The sequence below is a fragment of the Spirillospora sp. NPDC048911 genome (genome assembly GCF_043198015.1).
GTDB lineage: Bacteria > Actinomycetota > Actinomycetes > Streptosporangiales > Streptosporangiaceae > Spirillospora.
This window is the reverse complement of the sequence record NZ_JBICUD010000002.1, coordinates 1372520-1391238: the sequence shown is the minus strand read 5'-3', so window position 1 is coordinate 1391238 and position 18719 is coordinate 1372520. Positions and strand designations below refer to the sequence as shown.

The window sequence follows — 18719 nt, the reverse complement described above, 5'->3', positions numbered from 1 at the left end:
GCCCGTGGCACTGTTTCGAGATTAGTGCCACGGGCCCTATTTGAAGCTTCTTGAAAGATCACATAATCGCCAACCATGACCCAAACCCCCCGAATTGCGGCGCTCATCGGCGCGGCCGTCCTGGCTCCACCTCTGCTCGGCGTCGTCGCCGCTCCGGCGCACGCCGCACCGGCCCATCCCGTCATTTCGACGGCGCCCGCGCCGCCCGCGTCCGTCCTGGCGACCAAGAAGGTCTCCATCAAGGTCCAGAAGCAGCAGCGCAGCTACTGGTGCGCCCCGGCGGCCGGACGGGCGCTGCTCTCCCGCCTGATCAGCAGTGGCCTGCCCAGCCAGAGCAAGATCGCCGGGTACATGGGCACCAAGTCGAGCGGCACCACGGGCGCCGGGCTGCGCAATGGCTTGCGCAAGGCCCTCAGCACCTATGGAAGCGGTCAGTACGACGTGGTCGCGCTGCGTCCGGGCTCGCAGAACGCGTTCCTCACCAACATCAAGGCCGGTGTCGGCTCCAAGAAGGTGGCCCTGATCTACCGGGTCTACTTCGGCTACAAGCCGTGGGGCGGCCAGGTCAACGACAAGACGGGCCACTTCATGGTCGTCCGCGGTTACACCACCGGATCGAGCCCGAAGGTTCTCTGGTGGGACCCGTGGGACAACACCTACCACACCGCGTCCCTGGCCAAGTCCTGGGCGAGCGTCAAGAAGGCCGGCCGTCACGGCCACGTGGCCTCCAAGGCCTGATCGGCGCGCACCCCTGGCACTACGGCAAGTTGGTGCCAGGGGCCCTGATGCCCGGCCGCCGAAAGATCACATAATTCCCGAGTATGACGCGAACCCCCCGAATGACGGCGCTCATCGGTGCCGCCATCCTGGCACCGCCGCTGCTGGCCGCTGCCACCGTCGCTCCGGCCCACGCAGCGCAGACCGCGCCGCGGGCCGCGGTCGTCGCCCCGGCGCCCTCCGCCGAAGTCGCGGCGACCAAATCAGTCAGCATCAAGGTCCAGAAGCAGCAGCGCGACTACTGGTGCGCCCCGGCGGCCGGACGGGCCCTGCTCTCCCGCCTGATCAGCAGTGGCCTGCCCAGCCAGAGCAAGCTGGCCGGGTACATGGGCACCAAGTCGAGCGGCACGAGCAACCCCGGTTTCCGCAACGGGCTGCGCAAGGCCCTCAGCACCTACGGGAGCGGCCAGTACGACGTGGTCGCGCTGCGTCCGGGCTCGCAGAGCGCGTTCCTCACCAATGTCAAGGCCGGTGTCGGCTCGAAGAAGGTCGCGCTGGCGTACCGGGTCCTCTTCGGCTACAAGCCGTGGGGCAGCCAGGTCAACAACAAGACCGGCCATCTGATGGTCGTCCGCGGCTACACGACGGGCTCCGGCACCAAGATTCTCTGGTGGGACCCGTGGGACAACACCTACCACACCGCGTCCCTGGCCAAGTCCTGGGCGAGCGTCAAGAAGGGCGGCCGCTACGGCACCGTCGCCGCCAAGAGCTGACCCCAAGCGCTGACCCCAAGCGCTGACGCCGCGCGCGAAAGACCGGCCCCGCCATTGGCCCCTCGATGGCGGGGCCTTTCGCGTGCGAGCAAGGCCTGCCCGGTGCCCGGCAGGACGTCGCCGGACGAGCGCCAGAGACCAACTCATTGTGCGGGAGTGGCCCGTTCCCTGGCCGGACAGCGAGGCGAGCCGGATCCTGGAGTGAAATCCCTCCATATCGCAGGGGCTCGGCGCAAACGGGAGCGGCCACGCAAGATCCCGGAGCCGGGCAGGTGTTCGAGCCGGGCGACCGCGGTGCCGCGCACGTCCTCGGCGAGCGTCATCTGCTCCCAGGCCTGCCGTCAGGCGCCGAGGCCGTCGGCGGGAAGGCCGCAGGCTGGACGAACGTCAGCAGGACGACCTGGCTGGGTATGCGCTTGCCGGACAACATGTCGGCGGCGGTGGAGCGGGCCAGATGGTGTCCGCCGCGGTCGGCCGCGCGTTTCTCCATAGATACGCCATGTGCGTCCGTGGGGACGGAAGCGAAGGACCGCCGGTTACTTGACGCCGGCCTCCTTCATGTCGCGCAGCTCACGCTTGAGCTCCTTGATCTCGTCGCGGAGGCGGGCGGCGAGCTCGAACTGCAGGTCGGTGGCGGCCTGGTGCATCTGGGCGGTCATCTGCTCGATGAGCGACTCCATCTCCTCGCGGGGGCGCTCGCCGACGAGGTCGGCGGCGTGGCGGCCGGCCTCCTTGCGGCGGGACGCCAGGCCCGGGACGGGGGCCTTGCCGCGGCTCTGCTGGCGGCCGGCGCCGCCGATGAGGGTCTCGGTGTCGGCGTCCTCGCGGGCGAGCGAGTCGAGGATGTCGGCGATCTTCTTGCGGAGCGCGGTGGGCTCGATGCCGTTCTCTTCGTTGTAGGCCTGCTGCTTGGCGCGGCGGCGGCTGGTCTCGTCGATCGCGCGGGCCATCGACGGGGTGACCGTGTCGGCGTACATGTGGACCTGGCCGGAGACGTTACGGGCGGCGCGGCCGATGGTCTGGATGAGGCTCGTCTCGGAGCGGAGGAAGCCCTCCTTGTCGGCGTCCAGGATCGAGACGAGGGAGACCTCGGGCAGGTCGAGGCCCTCGCGCAGGAGGTTGATGCCCACGAGGACGTCGAACTCGCCGGCGCGCAGCTCGCGGAGCAGCTCGATGCGGCGCAGCGTGTCGACCTCGCTGTGCAGGTAGCGGACCTGGATGCCGAGCTCGAGGAGGTAGTCGGTGAGGTCCTCGGACATCTTCTTGGTGAGGGTGGTCACCAGGACGCGCTCGTCCTTCTCGGTGCGCAGCCGGATCTCGTGGATCAGGTCGTCGATCTGGCCCTTGGTGGGCTTGACGACGATCTCGGGGTCGATCAGGCCGGTGGGGCGGATGACCTGCTCGACGACGTCGCCCTTGACCCGGTTCATCTCGTAGGAGCCGGGCGTCGCCGACAGGTAGACGGTCTGGCCGATGCGCTCCAGGAACTCCTCCCACTTGAGGGGCCGGTTGTCCATCGCGGAGGGTAGGCGGAAGCCGTGCTCGACCAGCATGCGCTTGCGGGACGCGTCGCCCTCGTACATCGCGCCGATCTGCGGGACGGTCTGATGGGACTCGTCGATCACGAGGAGGAAGTCTTCAGGGAAGAAGTCGAGCAGGGTGTTGGGCGCGGTGCCCGCCGAGCGGCCGTCGATGTGGCGGGAGTAGTTCTCGATGCCGGAGCAGGTGCCGACCTGGCGCATCATCTCGATGTCGTAGGTGGTGCGCATGCGCAGGCGCTGGGCCTCGAGCATCTTGTTCTGGCGCTCCATGGTGGCCAGCGTCTCTTCGAGCTCGGCCTCGATGCCGCCGATCGCGCGCTCCATGCGCTCGGGCCCGGCGACGTAGTGGGACGCGGGGAAGACGTAGAGCTCGTCGTCCTCGGTGATCACCTCGCCGGTGAGCGGGTGCAGGGTGGCGAGCTTCTCGATCTCGTCGCCGAACATCTCGATGCGGACGGCGAGCTCCTCGTACTGCGGGATGATCTCGACCGTGTCGCCGCGGACCCGGAACGTGCCGCGGGTGAACGCCAGGTCGTTGCGCGTGTACTGCATGCCGACGAGCTGGCGGAGGAGGTCGTCGCGCTCGATCTGCTGGCCGACGCGGAGCTGGACCATGCGGTCGACGTACTCCTGCGGGGTGCCGAGGCCGTAGATGCAGGAGACGGAGGCGACCACGACGGTGTCGCGGCGGGTGAGAAGCGAGTTGGTCGCCGAGTGCCGCAGCCGGTCGACCTCGTCGTTGATCGAGGAGTCCTTCTCGATGTAGGTGTCGGTCTGCGGGATGTAAGCCTCAGGCTGGTAGTAGTCGTAGTACGAGACGAAGTACTCGACCGCGTTGCGCGGCATCATCTCGCGCAGCTCGTTGGCGAACTGGGCGGCCAGCGTCTTGTTGGGCTGCATGACCAGGACGGGCCGCTGGAGCTTCTCGGTGAGCCAGGCGATCGTGGCGGTCTTGCCGGTACCGGTGGCGCCCAGCAGCACCGCGTCCTTGTCGCCCCGCCCGATGCGCTCGGCCAGCTCGGCGATCGCCTGCGGCTGGTCGCCGGACGGCGTCATCTCCGTGACGACCTCGAACGGCGCCACCTTGCGCTGCAGGTCAGTGATCGGCCGCATGCCTTCAATCTCCCTGATCAAACCCCGGCGGGCCAGGTCGACCCGCTTCCCCCAACTCTATGCAGGGGCTACGACAATCTGCCGCCTCGCGGTATTTCCGGGTCAGGAGGCGGGGTCCGCGGGCGGCCCGGCCGCGGACATCCGCCGGTCAGGCCGCGGACATCCGCTGGGCGGGCGGCCAGGCCGCCGAGATCCGCCGGTCAGCCGCCGAAACCCGCGGGTCGAGCGCCAGGATCCGTCGGTCAGTCCGCCGGGTCCCGGCTCGGCTCAAGCGGCGGGCAGGGGGAGGCGCGCCCGGACGGAGTAGCCGCCGTTCGGGCAGGGGCCCGCCTCGAACGTCCCGCCCAGCGCCAAGACCCGTTCGCGGAGGCCCACGAGGCCGTTGCCGCCGCTGGGGAGGCCGTGCTGGGGCACGCTCTCCGCGGCGGCGTTCTCGATCTCCACCTCGACCGCCTCCGGCAGCATCAGCAGGCCGATCCGTGTGTCGGCGTCGCCGGCGTGCTTGTGGACGTTCGTGAGGCCCTCCTGGATCAGCCGGTAGACCGTCCTGCCGACCGCTGGGGGGATGGCACGTTCCTCTCCGTGGACGCGCAGATCGGCGCGGAGCCCGGCGGACGTGGACTGGCCGACCAGGGCACGGAGATCGTCCAGCGTCGGCGAACTCTGCGGCAGCGCCTGCTCGCCCTGCCGCAGGACCCCGATGACCTGCCGCAGCTCGTCCAGCGCCTGGCGGCCCATGTCGCCGATCACCGCGGCCGTCTCGGCGGCCCGCTCGGGATCGCGTTTGGCCACGGCCTTGAGCGCCCCGGCGTGGACGACCATCACGCTCACCCGGTTGGCGACGACGTCGTGCATCTCGCGGGCGATACGGGTGCGTTCCTCGGCCTTGGCCTTGTCGGCGAGCAGGTGCACCTCGCGCTCCAGCCGCCGGGTCCGCTCCTGGAGGGTGGCGATCAGCTGCTTGCGGGCGCCCATGTAGAGGCCCAGGACCACCGGCAGCGCCGTGAACGCCACGCCGAACGTCGCCCGCGCGAGGAAGGGGTCGTCGGTCGCGGTCGGGCCGGGAAGGATCAGGAACGAGGCGCAGCCGGCCAGCGCGATCATGATCCCGGTACGCCGCGACGCCGCGTACGCCCCCAGCGAGTACAAGATGATCAAGGGGCTGACGATGCCGGCGCCCATCACCGTGCCGAACGCCACCATGAACACCGAGAGCCCGACGGGATGGCGGCGCCGGACCACCAGGCCGAGGGCCATGATCACGCTGCAGATCGAGACCACCTGGTGCGGCAGCCAGAACTCCTGCGGCGCAAACCACAGCACGACCCCGTCGAAAACCGCCGTACCGGCGGCCAGGGAGAGGTCGAGCGCACGAGACCGACGTGTCGGCCACAGCGCCGACCACCAGTTCCGAAAGCGCATAAGACGAGCCTATAGCGCGGCATTGCCCGACCAGGCCAGGTGCATACCGCTGCGTATCCCTTTCCGCCGGCCCGTCACCGGCCGTCGCCGCCACGCCGCCGACCCGCCGCCGCCACGCTGCCGCCGCGCTGCCACCCCTACTGCCGCCACGCCGCCCCCCTGCTGCCGCGACGCCACCGCCACGCCGCCAACCCCGCCGCCGCCACCTCCCGCGACGTGTATCGAGTGGCCTGCCACCGGCACTCTGGTTACGATGACGGCGCCGCCAAGGGAACGGGGAATTAGCCCACGATGACCCGATTCGCCATCTGGCTCGGGAAGAACCTCGACGCCGTCATCGCGCTCACGATCGCCATCGTCGTCGCCGTGATCAGCCTCGGCCTGAAGATCCCCGACGAGAGCCAGGTGGTCAACAGCGCCATCCTGGCGGTGATCGGACTGCTGGCGTCCTCGATCCTGCGCGACCGCGGGCGGCGGATCCCGGTCGAGGCCGAGGTCCGCGACACGCTGCGGGCGTCCTCGGCCACGCTGGACGGGCTCGGCGAGCGACTGGAGCGCATCGAGCGCTTCGAGGGTGTGATCTCCGACACCAAGCGGGCGCTCGACGAGACCGCCGTCGTCCGGGTGATCAGCGGCGCGCAGGTGGGCCAGGTCCTCGCCGAGGCGCGGCGCGACACCGACCGCTGGTTCTTCAAGGGCGGCACCGGCACCTACATCCGCGCGCGGACGCTCCCCGAGTGCGTGGCGGCGGCCCGGCGCGAGCGGCGCACCCTGCTGTTCCGGGTGGAGATCCTCGACCCGACCAACGTCGAGGTCTGCGAGGCCTACGCGCGGCACCGCCGGTCGGTCTCCGAAGAGCCCGACGGCACCGGCGAGCAGTGGACCACCGAGCGCACCCGCAAGGAGGCGTACGCGACGATCCTGGCGGCGTGCTGGCACAAGCAGCGGTTCGGCATGCTCGACATCGACATGGGCCTGTCCCAGACGATGACGACCCTGCGTTACGACCTGTCCAAGTCGTGGGTGGTGGTGACGCGCGACGACCCGCGCGGCGAGGCGCTCGTGATCGCCGCCGACAAGTTCTACTACGGCTGGTACAGCGCCGAGCTCCAGGTCAGCCTGGACCAGGCGCGCCGCGTCCCGATCGAGCAGGCCCGGCTGGCGCCGCTCGACGACGAGCCGACCGTCGAGGAGGCGCGCAAGCTCTTCGAGGTCCTCGGCATCGAGCTGGCGCGGGGCTACACCGACCGGGACGTCGTCGAGATCATCCGCAAGGCCCTCCGGGCCAAGGATCCCTTCGAATGATGCGGCACGACTGATGCGGTACGACGACATCCACAGAGCCCTGGTGGCGGGCACGGCGGCGGAGGTGCTCCCGGCGTGGGCGCACCGGCTGCTCGACGACGTCGCCGCCGGCCGGCTGGCGGTCGCGGCGGTGCGGCACCCGCTGGGCTTCCTGTGCCTGCCGGTGGAACGCAGCGGCGACCTCGGCGTCTGCCTGCACATCTGGTCCCCGGAGGTACCGGCGGCCCCGGCGACCACCTCGCCGGTGCACTGCCACAGCTGGGATCTGATCAGCTTCGTCCTGTACGGGACGGTGCGCAACGCCCGCGCCGACGTCACCGAGCCACCGGAACCCACCGCGCCCCAGCACACCGTCCCCGGGCACACCACGTCCGAGCACACCACTCTTGAGCAGCGAACAGACCAGCACGGCACGGCCCAGCAGCGTATCTTCCAGGTCGTCAGCCGGGACGGGATCGACGAACTGCAGGCCACGCCCCGCACGGTCAGCTGCACCCCCGGCGACTCGTCCATCCACCGGACGGGCGACACCTATACGCTCCCCGCGGGCGTCTTCCACAGCACGTTCGTCGAGGGCGGCCCGGACGCGGCGACGGTCGCGCTGGGACGCCGGACTCCCGGCGGCGGCGATCTCTCCCTCGGGCCCCTCGACGTCCCCACTCACCGCACCCATCGCGAACCCTGCGCGCCCGACGAGGCGACCCGGGCGGCCCGCCGGGCCGCACGGCTCCTGGCACGCGCTCACACCGGCACGGCTCACCCTGACACGGCACCCGACGACGTCCATCCTTCGGCACGACTCTGACCGCACGTACGGAGAAGGCCCGATGAGCTCATCGCACCCCGCCCCGGCCCCTCTGGTCGATCTCCGCCGAGCAGGACGCGTCGCCGCCGAGGCGGCCGAGGCCGCCGGAGACCTTCTGCGGTCCCGGATGACCGGCCCGCTGGAAATACGCCTCAAGGACGCGGACGTCGACGTCGTCACCGATCTCGACCTGGCCTGCGAGGAACTGATCCTGGAACGGATCGGCGCGGCCTTCCCCGAGCACCGGATCATCTCCGAGGAGGCCGGCACCGTCGGCGCGGGCGGCGGCGACTTCACCTGGTTGGTCGACCCGCTCGACGGGACCAACAACGTCGCGATCGGCATGCCCGTGTGCGCCGTCGGCCTGGCGCTCTGCGCGGGGTCGCTGCCGGTGCTGGGCGTCGTGCACGAGCCGGTCAGCCGCCGGACGTGGCGGGCCGTCCGGGACGAGGGCGCGGTCGGCCCGGACGGGGCGCGGCTGCGGCTCCCCGCCGGGCCTCGTCCGGGCCGCGCCGACAAGCCGGTGCTCGCCTGGATCCAGGGGCATGACGTGGGCCGCGACGACGCGGTGGCGGTGCCGCTGAAGGCGATGCTGGAGCTGCGCGGCGGCCGCCTGCTCCAACTGTGGGCGCCGCTGGTCGCGTGGGTGATGCTGGCCCGCGGCGACATCGACGGCATCGTGGGCTACCGGCCCGAGCTCGTCGACCTGCCCGCGGGGGCCCTCCTCGCCCGGGAGGCGGGCGCCGAGCTCCGCGCGCTCGACGGCGGCCCGTACCGGCCGAGCATCGACCTCCCCCCGGAAGAGCGCGGTTTCGTGGCGGCGCGTCCCGAGCTGCTCGACCGCCTGCTCCACACGACCGGCACCATCCTCGGCGCAGCCGCAGGCATCCCCGTCCCCCGGTAACGACCAACCACTCAGCCGGTCACGAGCAGGGCGGCCACGGACGCTGCGCATCCCAGCACTGCCAGGGCCGTGCCGGTCAGCGCGAACTTGCGCATCGGGACGCGGACGTCCCAGCGCCTGCACCACTCGAACCACAGCAGGGTCGCCAGCGAACCCCACGGCGTGATCACCGGGCCGACGTTCGTCCCGATGAGCAGCGACAGCAGCTGATCCTGGTTGCCCTCGGGGACTGCCGACTCGCCCGCCACGTACGCGGGCAGGTTGTTGAGCACGTTGGACAGGCCGCCCCCCGCGAACGCGGCGCGCATCGCCCCGGCCAGCCCGTCGTCGTCGCCGACGAGCGCCCGCATGACCTCGTCCAGCCCGTACCGCTCCAGCGTCGGCACCACCAGGAACAGCCCGGTGACGAAGATCATCAGCTGCCAGGGGATCAGTGCTGGCCCCAGCGAGTCACGGTCCCGCACCGCGAACGCGGCCACCGCCACCACCGCCGCCACGGTCGCCGCGATGCCCAGCTGGATCCCGGTGTGGACGCCCGCGAGGATCGCCGCGATGAACAGCAGGCAGGCCAGCCCGGTCGCCCCGAACAGCACCCGGTCCCGCACCGGCTCGGGCGCGGGCGGCTCGTACCGGTCCGCGTCCGCGCCCCGCATCGAACGGCGCCAGAAGAAGACCCACAACAGCACCATCGTCACGGCGAGGGCCGCCAGTTGCGGCGCCCACATCCGCTCGGCGAACGCGGGTGTCTCCAGGCCCACGCGGTCCGCCGCGAGCAGGTTGGTCAGGTTGGAGACGGGCAGCAGCAGGCTCGCCGTGTTGGCCAGCCACACCGTCGTCATCGCCAGTGGCAGCGCCGCGATGCCCGCCCGTGCCGCCAGCGCGAGCATGACGGGGGTGAGCAGTACGGCCGTGGTGTCGAGGTTGAGGAAGACGGTGTTGACCGAGGCGAACGCCACGCACAGCAGGAACAGCGCGAAGTAGTCGCCGCGTCCCCACCGGGCGAGCCGCTGCGCGATCGCGTCGAAGACCCCGGCCTCTTTGGTCAGCTCGGCCAGCACGATGACGCTGAAGAGGAACAGCAGCAGCGGGGCGATGCGTTCGATGCTCGCCTTGGCCTCCGCGCGCGGCAGCAGGCCGGTGGCCACGAAGAACAGCCCGAGCGCCAGGACGCCGACGCGGATCCAGTCGAGCACGCCCATGCCGCCCGCGGCACGGCGGAGGACCTGTCCGGGACCTGACACGGCGAACATGATCCCATATACGTCATGCCGTGCTGCGCCCGCTGTGCGGGCCACGCGATAATCCAGACATGACACCCCCCGGTCCGTCTCGCCAGGAACGCCCGACCGATTTCTTCATCAGCTACTCCCCCGCGGACGAGCGATGGGCGTCCTGGATCGCCTGGCAGCTGGAGGCCGCCGGGCACCGGACGATGATGCAGGCCTGGGACTTCGTGCCGGGGACGAACTTCATCGACTTCATGGACCGGGGCCTGTCGGAGGCGAAGGTCGTGGTGGCGGTGCTGTCGCGCAACTACCTGCGTTCGCGATACGGCCGGTGGGAGTGGATGACGGCGCTGCGCGCCGACCCGGACAACCCGGCCAACAAGCTGGTGACGGTGCGGATCGAGGACTGCCCGATCGACGGGCTGCTGTCCACCATCACCTACGTCGACCTCGTCGGAATCGACGACCCGGACGAGGCGCGCGGCCTGCTGATGCGCCGCATCGAGGAGGCGCTCGCGGGCCACGCCATGCCGATGGCCGGCCCCGGCTTCCCCGGCGGTCCGGGTGGCTCCACCGGTTTCAGCGGCCCCGGCGGTCCGGGCAGCTCAGGCGGCCCCGGCCCCGGCTCCGCCGGTCGTGGCTCCGGCTCCGGCGGGTCTGGCGGTTCCGGTGGTTTCGCCCGCACGCCGCTCACCGGTCAGGTCGAACGCGACGACACCGGGCATCACCACACCGGCCTCAGCAACGGCGACACCGGCGCTGGACGTCCAGGCGGTTCTCGGTTGCCTGAGCAGACCGGTGAACGCCAGGCCAGGCGCGCGCCCGTCGCCGCGCCGTTGTTCCCTGCCATGTCCAGCGCGGACCGGGAACCGCGCGAGCACATCGGCATCCTGCACGTCGCGGGGCCGCGGTTCGGCCGTACGCTCGCCGACCCGGACGAACCCACCACCGCGACCGAACTCCAGGACCGCATCTGGAGCGATGTCACGCGGCTTACGGACGCGGAGGTCCCACGACCGGACCTACTAGTCGTCACCGGCAACCTCACCCATTCCGGGAGCCGCAAGGAGTTCGCCGAGGCCCTCTCGTTCCTCACCAGCCTCCGCGCCCTGCTCGGCCTGGAGGCGCAGCGCGTGGTGATCGTGCCGGGCACCCATGACGTCAACCGCGCGGCCTCGCAGGCCTACTTCTCCAGCTGCGAGGCCGACGACATCGACCCGCAGCCCCCGTACTGGCCCAAGTGGCGGCATTTCGCCGGGCTCTTCAAGGAGCTCTACCAGGGGCTCGACAGCCTGGTCTTCGACAGCGCCCAGCCGTGGACGCTCTTCCCGGTGCCCGATCTCAAGGTCGTGGTGGCGGGACTCAACTCCACGCTTCCGCAGACCCATCGCCAGGACGACCGGTACGGGCAGGTCGGCCAGGCGCAGGCGGCGTGGTTCACCGAGCGGCTGCGCCATTTCGAGGACGAGGGCTGGCTGCGCCTCGGCGCGGTCGAGCACACCCCCATCGCCGGTGAGCCGGGCGCGCTGCGCGATCCCGACCCCGCCACCGTCGACACGCTCCTCGGCGGCCACGTGAACCTCTTCTTCCAGGGCACCGAGCCCGACTTCGGCGGCGGCATCCCGCAGCTCCCGTCCGGGCCGCCGTGCGTCCCGGCGCTCGGTCCCGGCCGCCACCAGGTCGTGGTCGTGCGGCGTGACGGCCTGGAGCGCTGGATCCCGGCGGAGGCGACGCGGCGCGGCCCCGACCGGCTCGCCCGCGAGTGGCTCCGGGTCGGCGGAACGTTCCCGGCGCCGCGGGCGGAGGCTCCCGCCGAGATCCCGGCCGGGCCGACGCCGGAGCTCGGGCCCCGCCGGCCGGAGGTCGAACCGGCGCCCGACCCCACCGCCGAGTTGCTGGACCGCATCGCCGAGGCGTGCGAGACGCGTTTCGAACGCGCGACGATCCGGCGCATCGACGCCGACCCCCCGCACCTGCTGCTGACGCACCTGGAGGACGGGTTCGTCCGGCAGTACCGCATCGGCGCGCACGTCGGCGCGCTCTCGGCGGAGGACGTCGACGCGTTCGTCCGGCACGTCCACGCCGACGGCGCCGACCACGGCTCCGAGCTGGTCTACCTGGGCACGCCGCCGCCGCGTTCGCTGCGCGAGGACGCGCTGCGCCGCGGCATCAGGGTGCGCAGCCTCACCGAGTTCCAGGGGCTGCTCGACCTGTCGGAGTACGTGAGCGGGCAGTCGCGGCGGCTGGCCTCGGGCGGCCTCTACCCGCCCTCGCTCTACGTGCCGCAGCGCTACCGCGACCTCGACCGTCCGGCGGCGGCCCCGGAGGTCCACGAGGACCTGGTCGGCGAGATGCTCCGGCTGCTGGCGGCCGACCACGGCCGGTTCCTGCTGCTGCTCGGCGACTTCGGGCGCGGCAAGACGTTCGCGCTGCGGGAGCTGGCCCGGCGCATTCCGGCCGAGCTGCCGCACGTGATCCCGATCCTCATCGAGCTGCGGGCGCTCGACAAGGCGCACTCGGTCGACGGCCTGGTGGCCGCGCATCTCGCCAACCACGGCGAGGAGCTGATCGATCTGAAGGCGTTCCACTACATGTTGCGGCAGGGCCGCATCGTGCTGCTCTTCGACGGCTTCGACGAGCTCGTCACGCGCGTGACGTACGACCAGGCCGCCGACCATCTCGACACGCTGCTGCAGGCCGCGCAGGACAAGGCCAAGATCGTGGTGGCCAGCCGGACGCAGCACTTCAAGTCGCAGGCGCAGGTGCTGACCGCGCTCGGCGAGAAGGTCGGCGTGCTCCCGCACCGGCGGGTGCTCGGCATCGAGGACTTCACGCCCGCGCAAGTCCGCTCGTACCTCGTGCACCGGTACGGGGACGAGGAGGTCGCCGAGGCACGGCTGCGGCTCCTGTCGGGCATCGAGGAACTGCTCGGCCTGACCAGCAACCCGCGCATGCTGAGCTTCATCGCCGACCTGCCCGAGGAACGCCTGCGGGCGGTGGCGCAGGCACGGCACACCGTCAGCCCGGCGGACCTCTACCGCGAGATCCTCACCTCCTGGCTCACCCACGAGGCCGACCGCGTGCGCGGCTCCGGCGGACCGTCCGGGCTGGAGAGCTCGGACATGTGGCAGGCGGTCGGCACGCTCGCGCTGCGGCTGTGGGAGACGAACGAGTCGTTCCTGCGGCTGAATGAACTCTCGGACGTGGCCGACACGCTCACCGACCTCACCGAAGGACGGATGTCGCCGCACCAGGTGACGCACGCGGTGGGGGCGGGCAGCCTCCTCGTCCGGACGGCGGAAGGACTCTTCGGGTTCATCCACAGTTCGGTGATGGAGTGGCTCGTCGCGCGGCACATCGCCGACGAGTTCGCGCGCGGCGCCGGATCCACGAACGGCACCGGATCCACCCACGACACCGGGGCCGCCCACGGCGCCGGATCCACCCAGGGCGCCGGGCCGCGCGCACTGTCGCTGCGGGCGCTGTCGCAGCTGACCGTCGACTTCCTGTGCGACCTCGCCGACAGCCGCGCCCTCCAGGACTGGGCCGCGAACGTGCTCGCCGACCCCGACCACCACGATGTCGCCCGCGCCAACGCCATCAAGGTCACCACGCGCCTGCGCACGCCCGCCCGGGCCGACCTGCGCGGCGCGAACCTCCAGGGCGAGGACCTGTCGTACCGCGACCTCCAGGAGGTCGACCTCACCGGCGCCGACCTCACCGACGCGCAACTCGTCGGGGCCAACCTCTCGCGGGCGATCCTGCGGGACGCCTCGCTGGTGGGCGCGCGCCTCGACGACGCCCGGCTGACAGGTGCCGACCTGCGCGGCGCCGACCTCAACCGGGCGCGCCTGGCCAACGCCGATCTGCGGGACGTGGCCGTCGAGGGCAGCCGCTGGACGCGCGCCGCGCTCATCAGCGCGTCGGTGCCGGACCGGATCGCGCAGGCGCCCGAGCTCCGCGAGGCCGCCATCGCGCCGGGCCGTCCCATCGACGTCCAGGTCGCCCCGGCGGCGGTGGGCGTGCCGTACGGCTTCCACTTCCAGACCAGCCGCCTTCCGCAGCCGCTCGCGTACAGCCCCGGCGGCTCGGTCCTCGCCGTCGGCAGCGAGGACGGCGGCGTGCTCATCGTCGACGCCGTCACCGGCACCCCGCTGCGCACCCTGGAGGGGCACCGCGACCGGGCCTACGCGGTCACGTTCGACGCCGACGGCAACCTCCTGGCCACCGGATCGGCCGACGGGACCGTCCGGCTCTGGGACCTGGCGACCGGGCGGTGCGCGCACTCGCTGACCGTCCATCCCGAGGGCGTCTGGCCGGTCGTCGTCGGGCCCCGCGACAGCGCCCTGGTGGCGGCGAGCGCGGCCGACGGCACCATCCGCGTCTGGGACACCCGGACCGGCGATCTCAAGCACGAACTGCCCGGCCACACCGCGCCCGTCTACACGGCGGTCTTCGACCCGAACGCGCCCCACATGGTGACCGGCGACGCCGGCGGGACGCTCCGCGTGTGGGATCTGGAGACCGGCGAGCTGCGGCGGACCCTCACCGGCCACCGGGGCGCGGTCTACCGGGCGGTCTTCCACCCGGACGGCTCGCTGCTGGCCGCGGGCGACGAGGCCGGTGTCGTCCGGCTCTGGGACATCCGCACGGGCGAGATCCGCCAGGAGCTCCTCGGCCACACCGGGCGCGTCTACGCCATCGCGTTCCACCCGGACGGCGAGCTGCTGGTCACCGGCGACACCGACGGCTCCGTGCGGGTCTGGGCCGACGGTCGGCACACGCTGACCCTCTCCGGCCACGGCGGGGCCATCTACCAGGTGACGTTCAGCCCTGACGGCGGCCGCCTCGCGACGGCCGACAGCGCGGGCTCGGTGCGCCTGTGGGACCCCGCGACCGGACGCCAGCGGCTCGAACTCGCCGGGCACCGCGGCGCGGTCTGGCCGTTCGCCTTCCGGCCCGACGGCGCCCAGCTCGCCACCAGCAGCAACGACGGCACCGCCCGCGTGTGGGACGCCGAGACGGGCCACTGCCGGGTGGTGCTGCGCGGCCACGGGCGGCGCGTCACCACCGTGGCGTTCAGCCCCGAAGGCGGGCTGCTGGCGAGCGCGGGCAACGACGGCCTCGTCCGGCTGTGGGAGCCGCGCACGGGACGCCTCGTCCGCGAGCTGCGCGGCACCGCCGACAACCTCACGTCCGCCGCGTTCAACCCCCGCGGTTCGCAGCTGGCGACCGCCACCAACGACGGCGGCGTGCACCTGTGGCAGGCGGGCACCGGGACGTTCGAACGCGAGCTCAACGTCGAGACCGACCACGTCTGGGCGCAGGCGTTCAGCCCCGACGGCGACGTGCTGGCCACCGCCAACGACGACGACAGCGTCCGGCTCTGGTACTGGACGACGGGCCGCGAGACCGTCAACCTCGCCGACCACCGGGGCCGCGTCCGGTCGATCGACTTCAGCCCCGGCGGCGAGCTGGTGGCCACCGGCTGCGACGACGGCGTCGTCCGGATCTGGGGAACCCACAGCGGCGAGATCGTACGCGAGCTGCGCGGCCACACCGACCGCGTCTACCGGGTGGTCTTCCACCCCAATGGCGAGATGCTGGCCAGCGCGAGCAACGACGGCACCGCCCGCGTCTGGGACCACCGGACCGGCGAGGGACGCCACGTCCTGACCCGCCACACCGGCCGGCTCTGGACCGCGGCGTTCCATCCCGCGGGCACGCTGCTGGCGACCGCGGGCGACGACCTCGTGATCCGCCTCTGGGACCCGTCCACCGGACGCCACCTGCACACCCTCACCGGGCACACCCGCCGCGTCTGGTCGCTGGCCTTCGCGCCGGACGACGGCACGCTCGCGAGCGCGGGCGACGACGGCGCGGTCATCCTGTGGGACGTGAGCGACCCGGCGGCACCGGCACGGAAGGCCACCCTGCTGGGGCTGGCGGAGGGCTGGGCGGCGCTCACCCCGGACGGGCGCTACAAGTGGGAGGGCAACGCGACCGCCGAGTTCTGGTACGGCATCGGAATGTGCCGGTTCGAGCCCGGAGAGCTCGACCCGTACCTGCCGGAAGTCCGCCGCCTAGCCCTAGACGCAGACCTCTGAGGACCCTTCGGGCGAAGCCCCGGCGGCTTCGGGGCCCACCCCCAGGGGAGGCTCTGAGGTCCCTTCAGGCGAAGCCCCGGGCGCCTGGGAGCCCACTCCGGGAGGAGACTCTGACAGCCCACAAAGGCCGGACACGCTGGTTCGGCCACCGGACGCGGCCTCCTCGGGAGTGAGGACGCGGCCCCGGGCGAACTCGGCCTCGAACGTGTCGTCGTCCAGTGCGGCGCGTACGGCGGCCGTGACCCGAGCGTTCTCGTCCAGGCCCGTACGGCTGGGGCCTTCGGCGGGGACGCAGCTCCGGTGGGGGTCTCCAGGGTCGGCCGCCTCGCGGAGAGCGGCGGCCGAGCCGAGCAGCCGGGCCGCCTCGCGGGCCTGTCCCTCGATGAGCCGGATGCCCGCGAGCCCTTCAAGAAGAAAGGCACGCCTGCGAGCGTCCTGATCGCCCAGATCGCCGTTGTCGTCATGGCCGCCGTGGCCGTTCTGAAGGGCGGCGCGATGCTGGGATTCAGCCTGGACCAGCGCCCCGGACAGGGAGCGGCACGCCTCGTCCAGGCTGCCGGTCTGGATCCAGTACCAGGCGAGCGCGCCGGTGAGGCGGACGGCAAGCTCGGTGTCGCGGCGGCTCAGGACGCTTTCGAGCGAGGCGCGCAGGTTGGCGGTCTCGGCGGCGAGCCGCTCGGTCCACCGGATCCGGGCAGGGCCGAGGCGATAGACCTCCGCGCACTCGGCGAGCATCGTGTAGTAGAGGTCGCGGCGCCGCAGCGTCCGGTCGAGCTCGCCGGACTCGCGCAGGCGTTCCAGGCCGTAGGCCGCGATCGACTCCAGGAGCAGGTAGCGGCCGGTCTTGCCGCGCATGACCAGCGAACGGTCGACGAGGCCAGCCATGAGAGCGGGCACTTCCTCCTCGTCCACCCCGGCGCCCGCGCAGACCTCCTCGGCCGCCTCAAGAGTGATACCGCCGGGATGGGCGGCGAGACGGCGGAGAAGGACACGTTCGGGCTCGGTCAGCAGTTCCCAGCTCCACTCGATCGTCGCGCGCAGCGTGCGCTGGCGGTCGGGAGCAACTCGGCGGCCCGCGGAGAGGAGCCGGAAACGGTCGTCCAGACGCGCGGCCAGCTCCGCCACGCCGAGACCGTTGACGCGGGCGGCGGCGAGTTCGAGGGCGAGCGGCAACCCGTCCAGCCGCCGGCAGATCGTGGCGACGGCGGCCTCGGTGGCTGGCCCTGGAGCAAAGTCCGGTGCGGCGGCCGACGCCCTGGACACGAACAGGCGGACGGCGTCGGCCTCCGCCAGCGGCGGAACCATGCGGACGACCTCGCCGGAGACGCCGACGGGCTCCTGGCTGGTGGCGAGGACATGGAGGCCGGGCACGGACTTCAGGAGGCGGTCGGCGAGCTTGGCGACCGCCTCGATGACGTGTTCGCAGTTGTCCAGGAGGAGCAGCGCGCGGGCGCCGGAGAGGGCCTCTGCCGGATCGGTGTCGCCGAGGCCCAAGGCGGTGGCGACGGTCTCGGTCACCTTGTCCTCAGCGGCGCCGGGGGTAAGCGGGGCGAGCTCGACGAGGTGCGCGCCGCCCGGGAACGGGGCGGCGGCTTCAAGGGCAAGGCGGGTCTTTCCCACTCCCCCAGGGCCGGTGAGCGTGACCAGCCGTTCCTGTGTGATCAGCAGGCGCAACTCCGCGACAAGATCCGCACGCCCGACCAGCTCAGTGAACGGAACAGGCAGCCGAGCGCCAGGCAACCCCACCGGCCCAGGCGGGCCCAACCGGCTGGGCGAGCCCAGCGGACCACCCGGCGAACTCAGCGGACTTACGGAGCCGGGCGGACTCAGCGGGCCGGGCATGCCCACCGGGCCAGTCGAACCCAGCGTGCCGAACTGGGCCACCGGACTGGGCTGGTCGGGTGGGCTCAGGGAGGCGGGCGGGCTGAGTTGGCTTAGGGGATGGGGCGGGGTCAGCGGGCGGGGACGGGGGCGGGGTGGGGCTAGGGCGGGGTCTTGGGTGAGGATCGCCTGGTGTAGGGCGGTGATCTCGGGGCCGGGGGTGAGGCCTAGGTCGTCGGCGAGGCGGTCGCGGAGGGCTCGGTGGACGTCGAGGGCCTCGTTCTGCCTGCCCGACCGGTAGAGCGCCAGCATGAGAGCGGCGTGGAAACGTTCCCGCAGCGGATGCCGGTCGACGTGGTCGGCGAGTTCGCCGATGAGCGCGCTGTGCTCGCCGAGCTCCAGGCGGGCCTCCGCGAGATCTTCCTGGGCGGTCAGCCGCTGTTCGTCCAGGCGGGTGATGGTGCTCCGCGTGAACGCCTCGTCCGCGAAATCGGCGAACGCGGGACCGCGCCAGAGCCGGAGCGCCTCGGTCAGGAGGTGCGCCTTGGCGGCGGGCCCGTCGGCCGCACGCGCCGTGGCGGTGAGCTCCTCGAAGTGGCGGGAGTCCACGGCGCCGGAGGCGAGGAGGTAGCCCGGCGGCCGGGAGAGCACGAGGTCCGGCCCGTCCGGCTCGGCCTCGCGCAGGACGCGGCGCAGCTGGGACACCTTGGCGCGCAGGGCGGCCAGCGGCTTGCCGGGCAGGTCGCGCGGCCACAGGTCCGCGATGAGCCGGTCGGGTGAGACCGGACGCCCCTCGTTCACCAGCAGATCCGCGAGCAGGGCGCGGACCTTCAGCTCAGGTACCCGGACCGGGCTTCCGTCGTCCGCCCGGACCTCCAGCGGACCGAGCACCCCAAAACGCATGGGTCCCACGCTAACCGGTCCATAACCCGACCCGAATCTCTCCATAACGCGCTCGGCACATGGTGGAGGCCCTGAAAGGCCG

11 protein-coding genes are annotated in these 18719 nt (G+C 72.1%); 6 read left to right on the top strand and 5 right to left on the bottom strand.

What is annotated here, in order from left to right; translation table 11 throughout:
• Positions 1 to 75 precede the first annotated feature (75 nt).
• Both ACGFNU_RS13750 and ACGFNU_RS13745 read left to right on the top strand, forming a co-directional pair.
• Complete coding sequence (locus ACGFNU_RS13750) at positions 76 to 738, top strand: C39 family peptidase (protein WP_392593277.1); 663 nt, start codon at positions 76 to 78, stop codon at positions 736 to 738.
• An 83-nt stretch (positions 739 to 821) separates the two neighbouring features.
• Positions 822 to 1490 (top strand): C39 family peptidase, encoded by a 669-nt coding sequence (locus tag ACGFNU_RS13745; protein WP_392593275.1) that lies wholly within the window; start codon positions 822 to 824, stop codon positions 1488 to 1490.
• A 319-nt stretch (positions 1491 to 1809) separates the two neighbouring features.
• Here ACGFNU_RS13745 and ACGFNU_RS13740 read toward each other — a convergent pair whose 3' ends face one another.
• The 3 genes from ACGFNU_RS13740 to ACGFNU_RS13730 all read right to left on the bottom strand — a co-directional run bounded on the left by ACGFNU_RS13740 (position 1810) and on the right by ACGFNU_RS13730 (position 5566).
• A complete protein-coding gene (locus ACGFNU_RS13740) occupies positions 1810 to 1980 on the bottom strand; it encodes a hypothetical protein (protein WP_392593273.1) in 171 nt (56 codons plus the stop codon).
• A 46-nt stretch (positions 1981 to 2026) separates the two neighbouring features.
• Positions 2027 to 4144, bottom strand: coding sequence for an excinuclease ABC subunit UvrB (gene uvrB, locus ACGFNU_RS13735; RefSeq protein WP_392593272.1), 2118 nt, complete (start codon positions 4142 to 4144; stop codon positions 2027 to 2029).
• 267 nt (positions 4145 to 4411) lie between these two features.
• Positions 4412 to 5566, bottom strand: coding sequence for a sensor histidine kinase (locus ACGFNU_RS13730; RefSeq protein ID WP_392593270.1), 1155 nt, complete (start codon positions 5564 to 5566; stop codon positions 4412 to 4414).
• 291 nt (positions 5567 to 5857) lie between these two features.
• On the opposite strand from ACGFNU_RS13730, the gene ACGFNU_RS13725 reads away from it, so the two are divergent.
• From ACGFNU_RS13725 to ACGFNU_RS13715, 3 genes are read left to right on the top strand one after another with little or no spacing between them, the layout of a single operon-like run.
• The gene (locus ACGFNU_RS13725) at positions 5858 to 6871 is read left to right on the top strand and encodes a hypothetical protein (protein ID WP_392593268.1); all 1014 of its coding nucleotides are present in this window, start codon (positions 5858 to 5860) and stop codon (positions 6869 to 6871) included.
• A 13-nt stretch (positions 6872 to 6884) separates the two neighbouring features.
• Positions 6885 to 7676, top strand: coding sequence for a hypothetical protein (locus ACGFNU_RS13720; RefSeq protein ID WP_392593267.1), 792 nt, complete (start codon positions 6885 to 6887; stop codon positions 7674 to 7676).
• Positions 7677 to 7698: 22 nt separating this feature from the next.
• Entirely contained in the window at positions 7699 to 8580 is an 882-nt protein-coding gene (locus tag ACGFNU_RS13715) for an inositol monophosphatase family protein (protein WP_392593265.1), read from the top strand.
• An 11-nt stretch (positions 8581 to 8591) separates the two neighbouring features.
• Here the strand turns inward: ACGFNU_RS13715 and ACGFNU_RS13710 are convergent, their stop codons facing one another.
• Positions 8592 to 9821: an SLC13 family permease gene (locus ACGFNU_RS13710; RefSeq protein WP_392593263.1), complete on the bottom strand. Its 1230-nt coding sequence runs from the start codon at positions 9819 to 9821 to the stop codon at positions 8592 to 8594.
• 68 nt (positions 9822 to 9889) lie between these two features.
• Between ACGFNU_RS13710 and ACGFNU_RS13705 the strand changes: the two genes are divergently transcribed.
• Entirely contained in the window at positions 9890 to 15913 is a 6024-nt protein-coding gene (locus ACGFNU_RS13705) for a TIR domain-containing protein (RefSeq protein ID WP_392593261.1), read from the top strand.
• Here ACGFNU_RS13705 and ACGFNU_RS13700 read toward each other — a convergent pair.
• Positions 15896 to 18637 (bottom strand): BTAD domain-containing putative transcriptional regulator, encoded by a 2742-nt coding sequence (locus ACGFNU_RS13700; RefSeq protein WP_392593260.1) that lies wholly within the window; start codon positions 18635 to 18637, stop codon positions 15896 to 15898. The two genes, ACGFNU_RS13705 and ACGFNU_RS13700, sit on opposite strands and share 18 nt — an antisense overlap.
• Between the last annotated feature and the right edge of the window lie 82 nt (positions 18638 to 18719).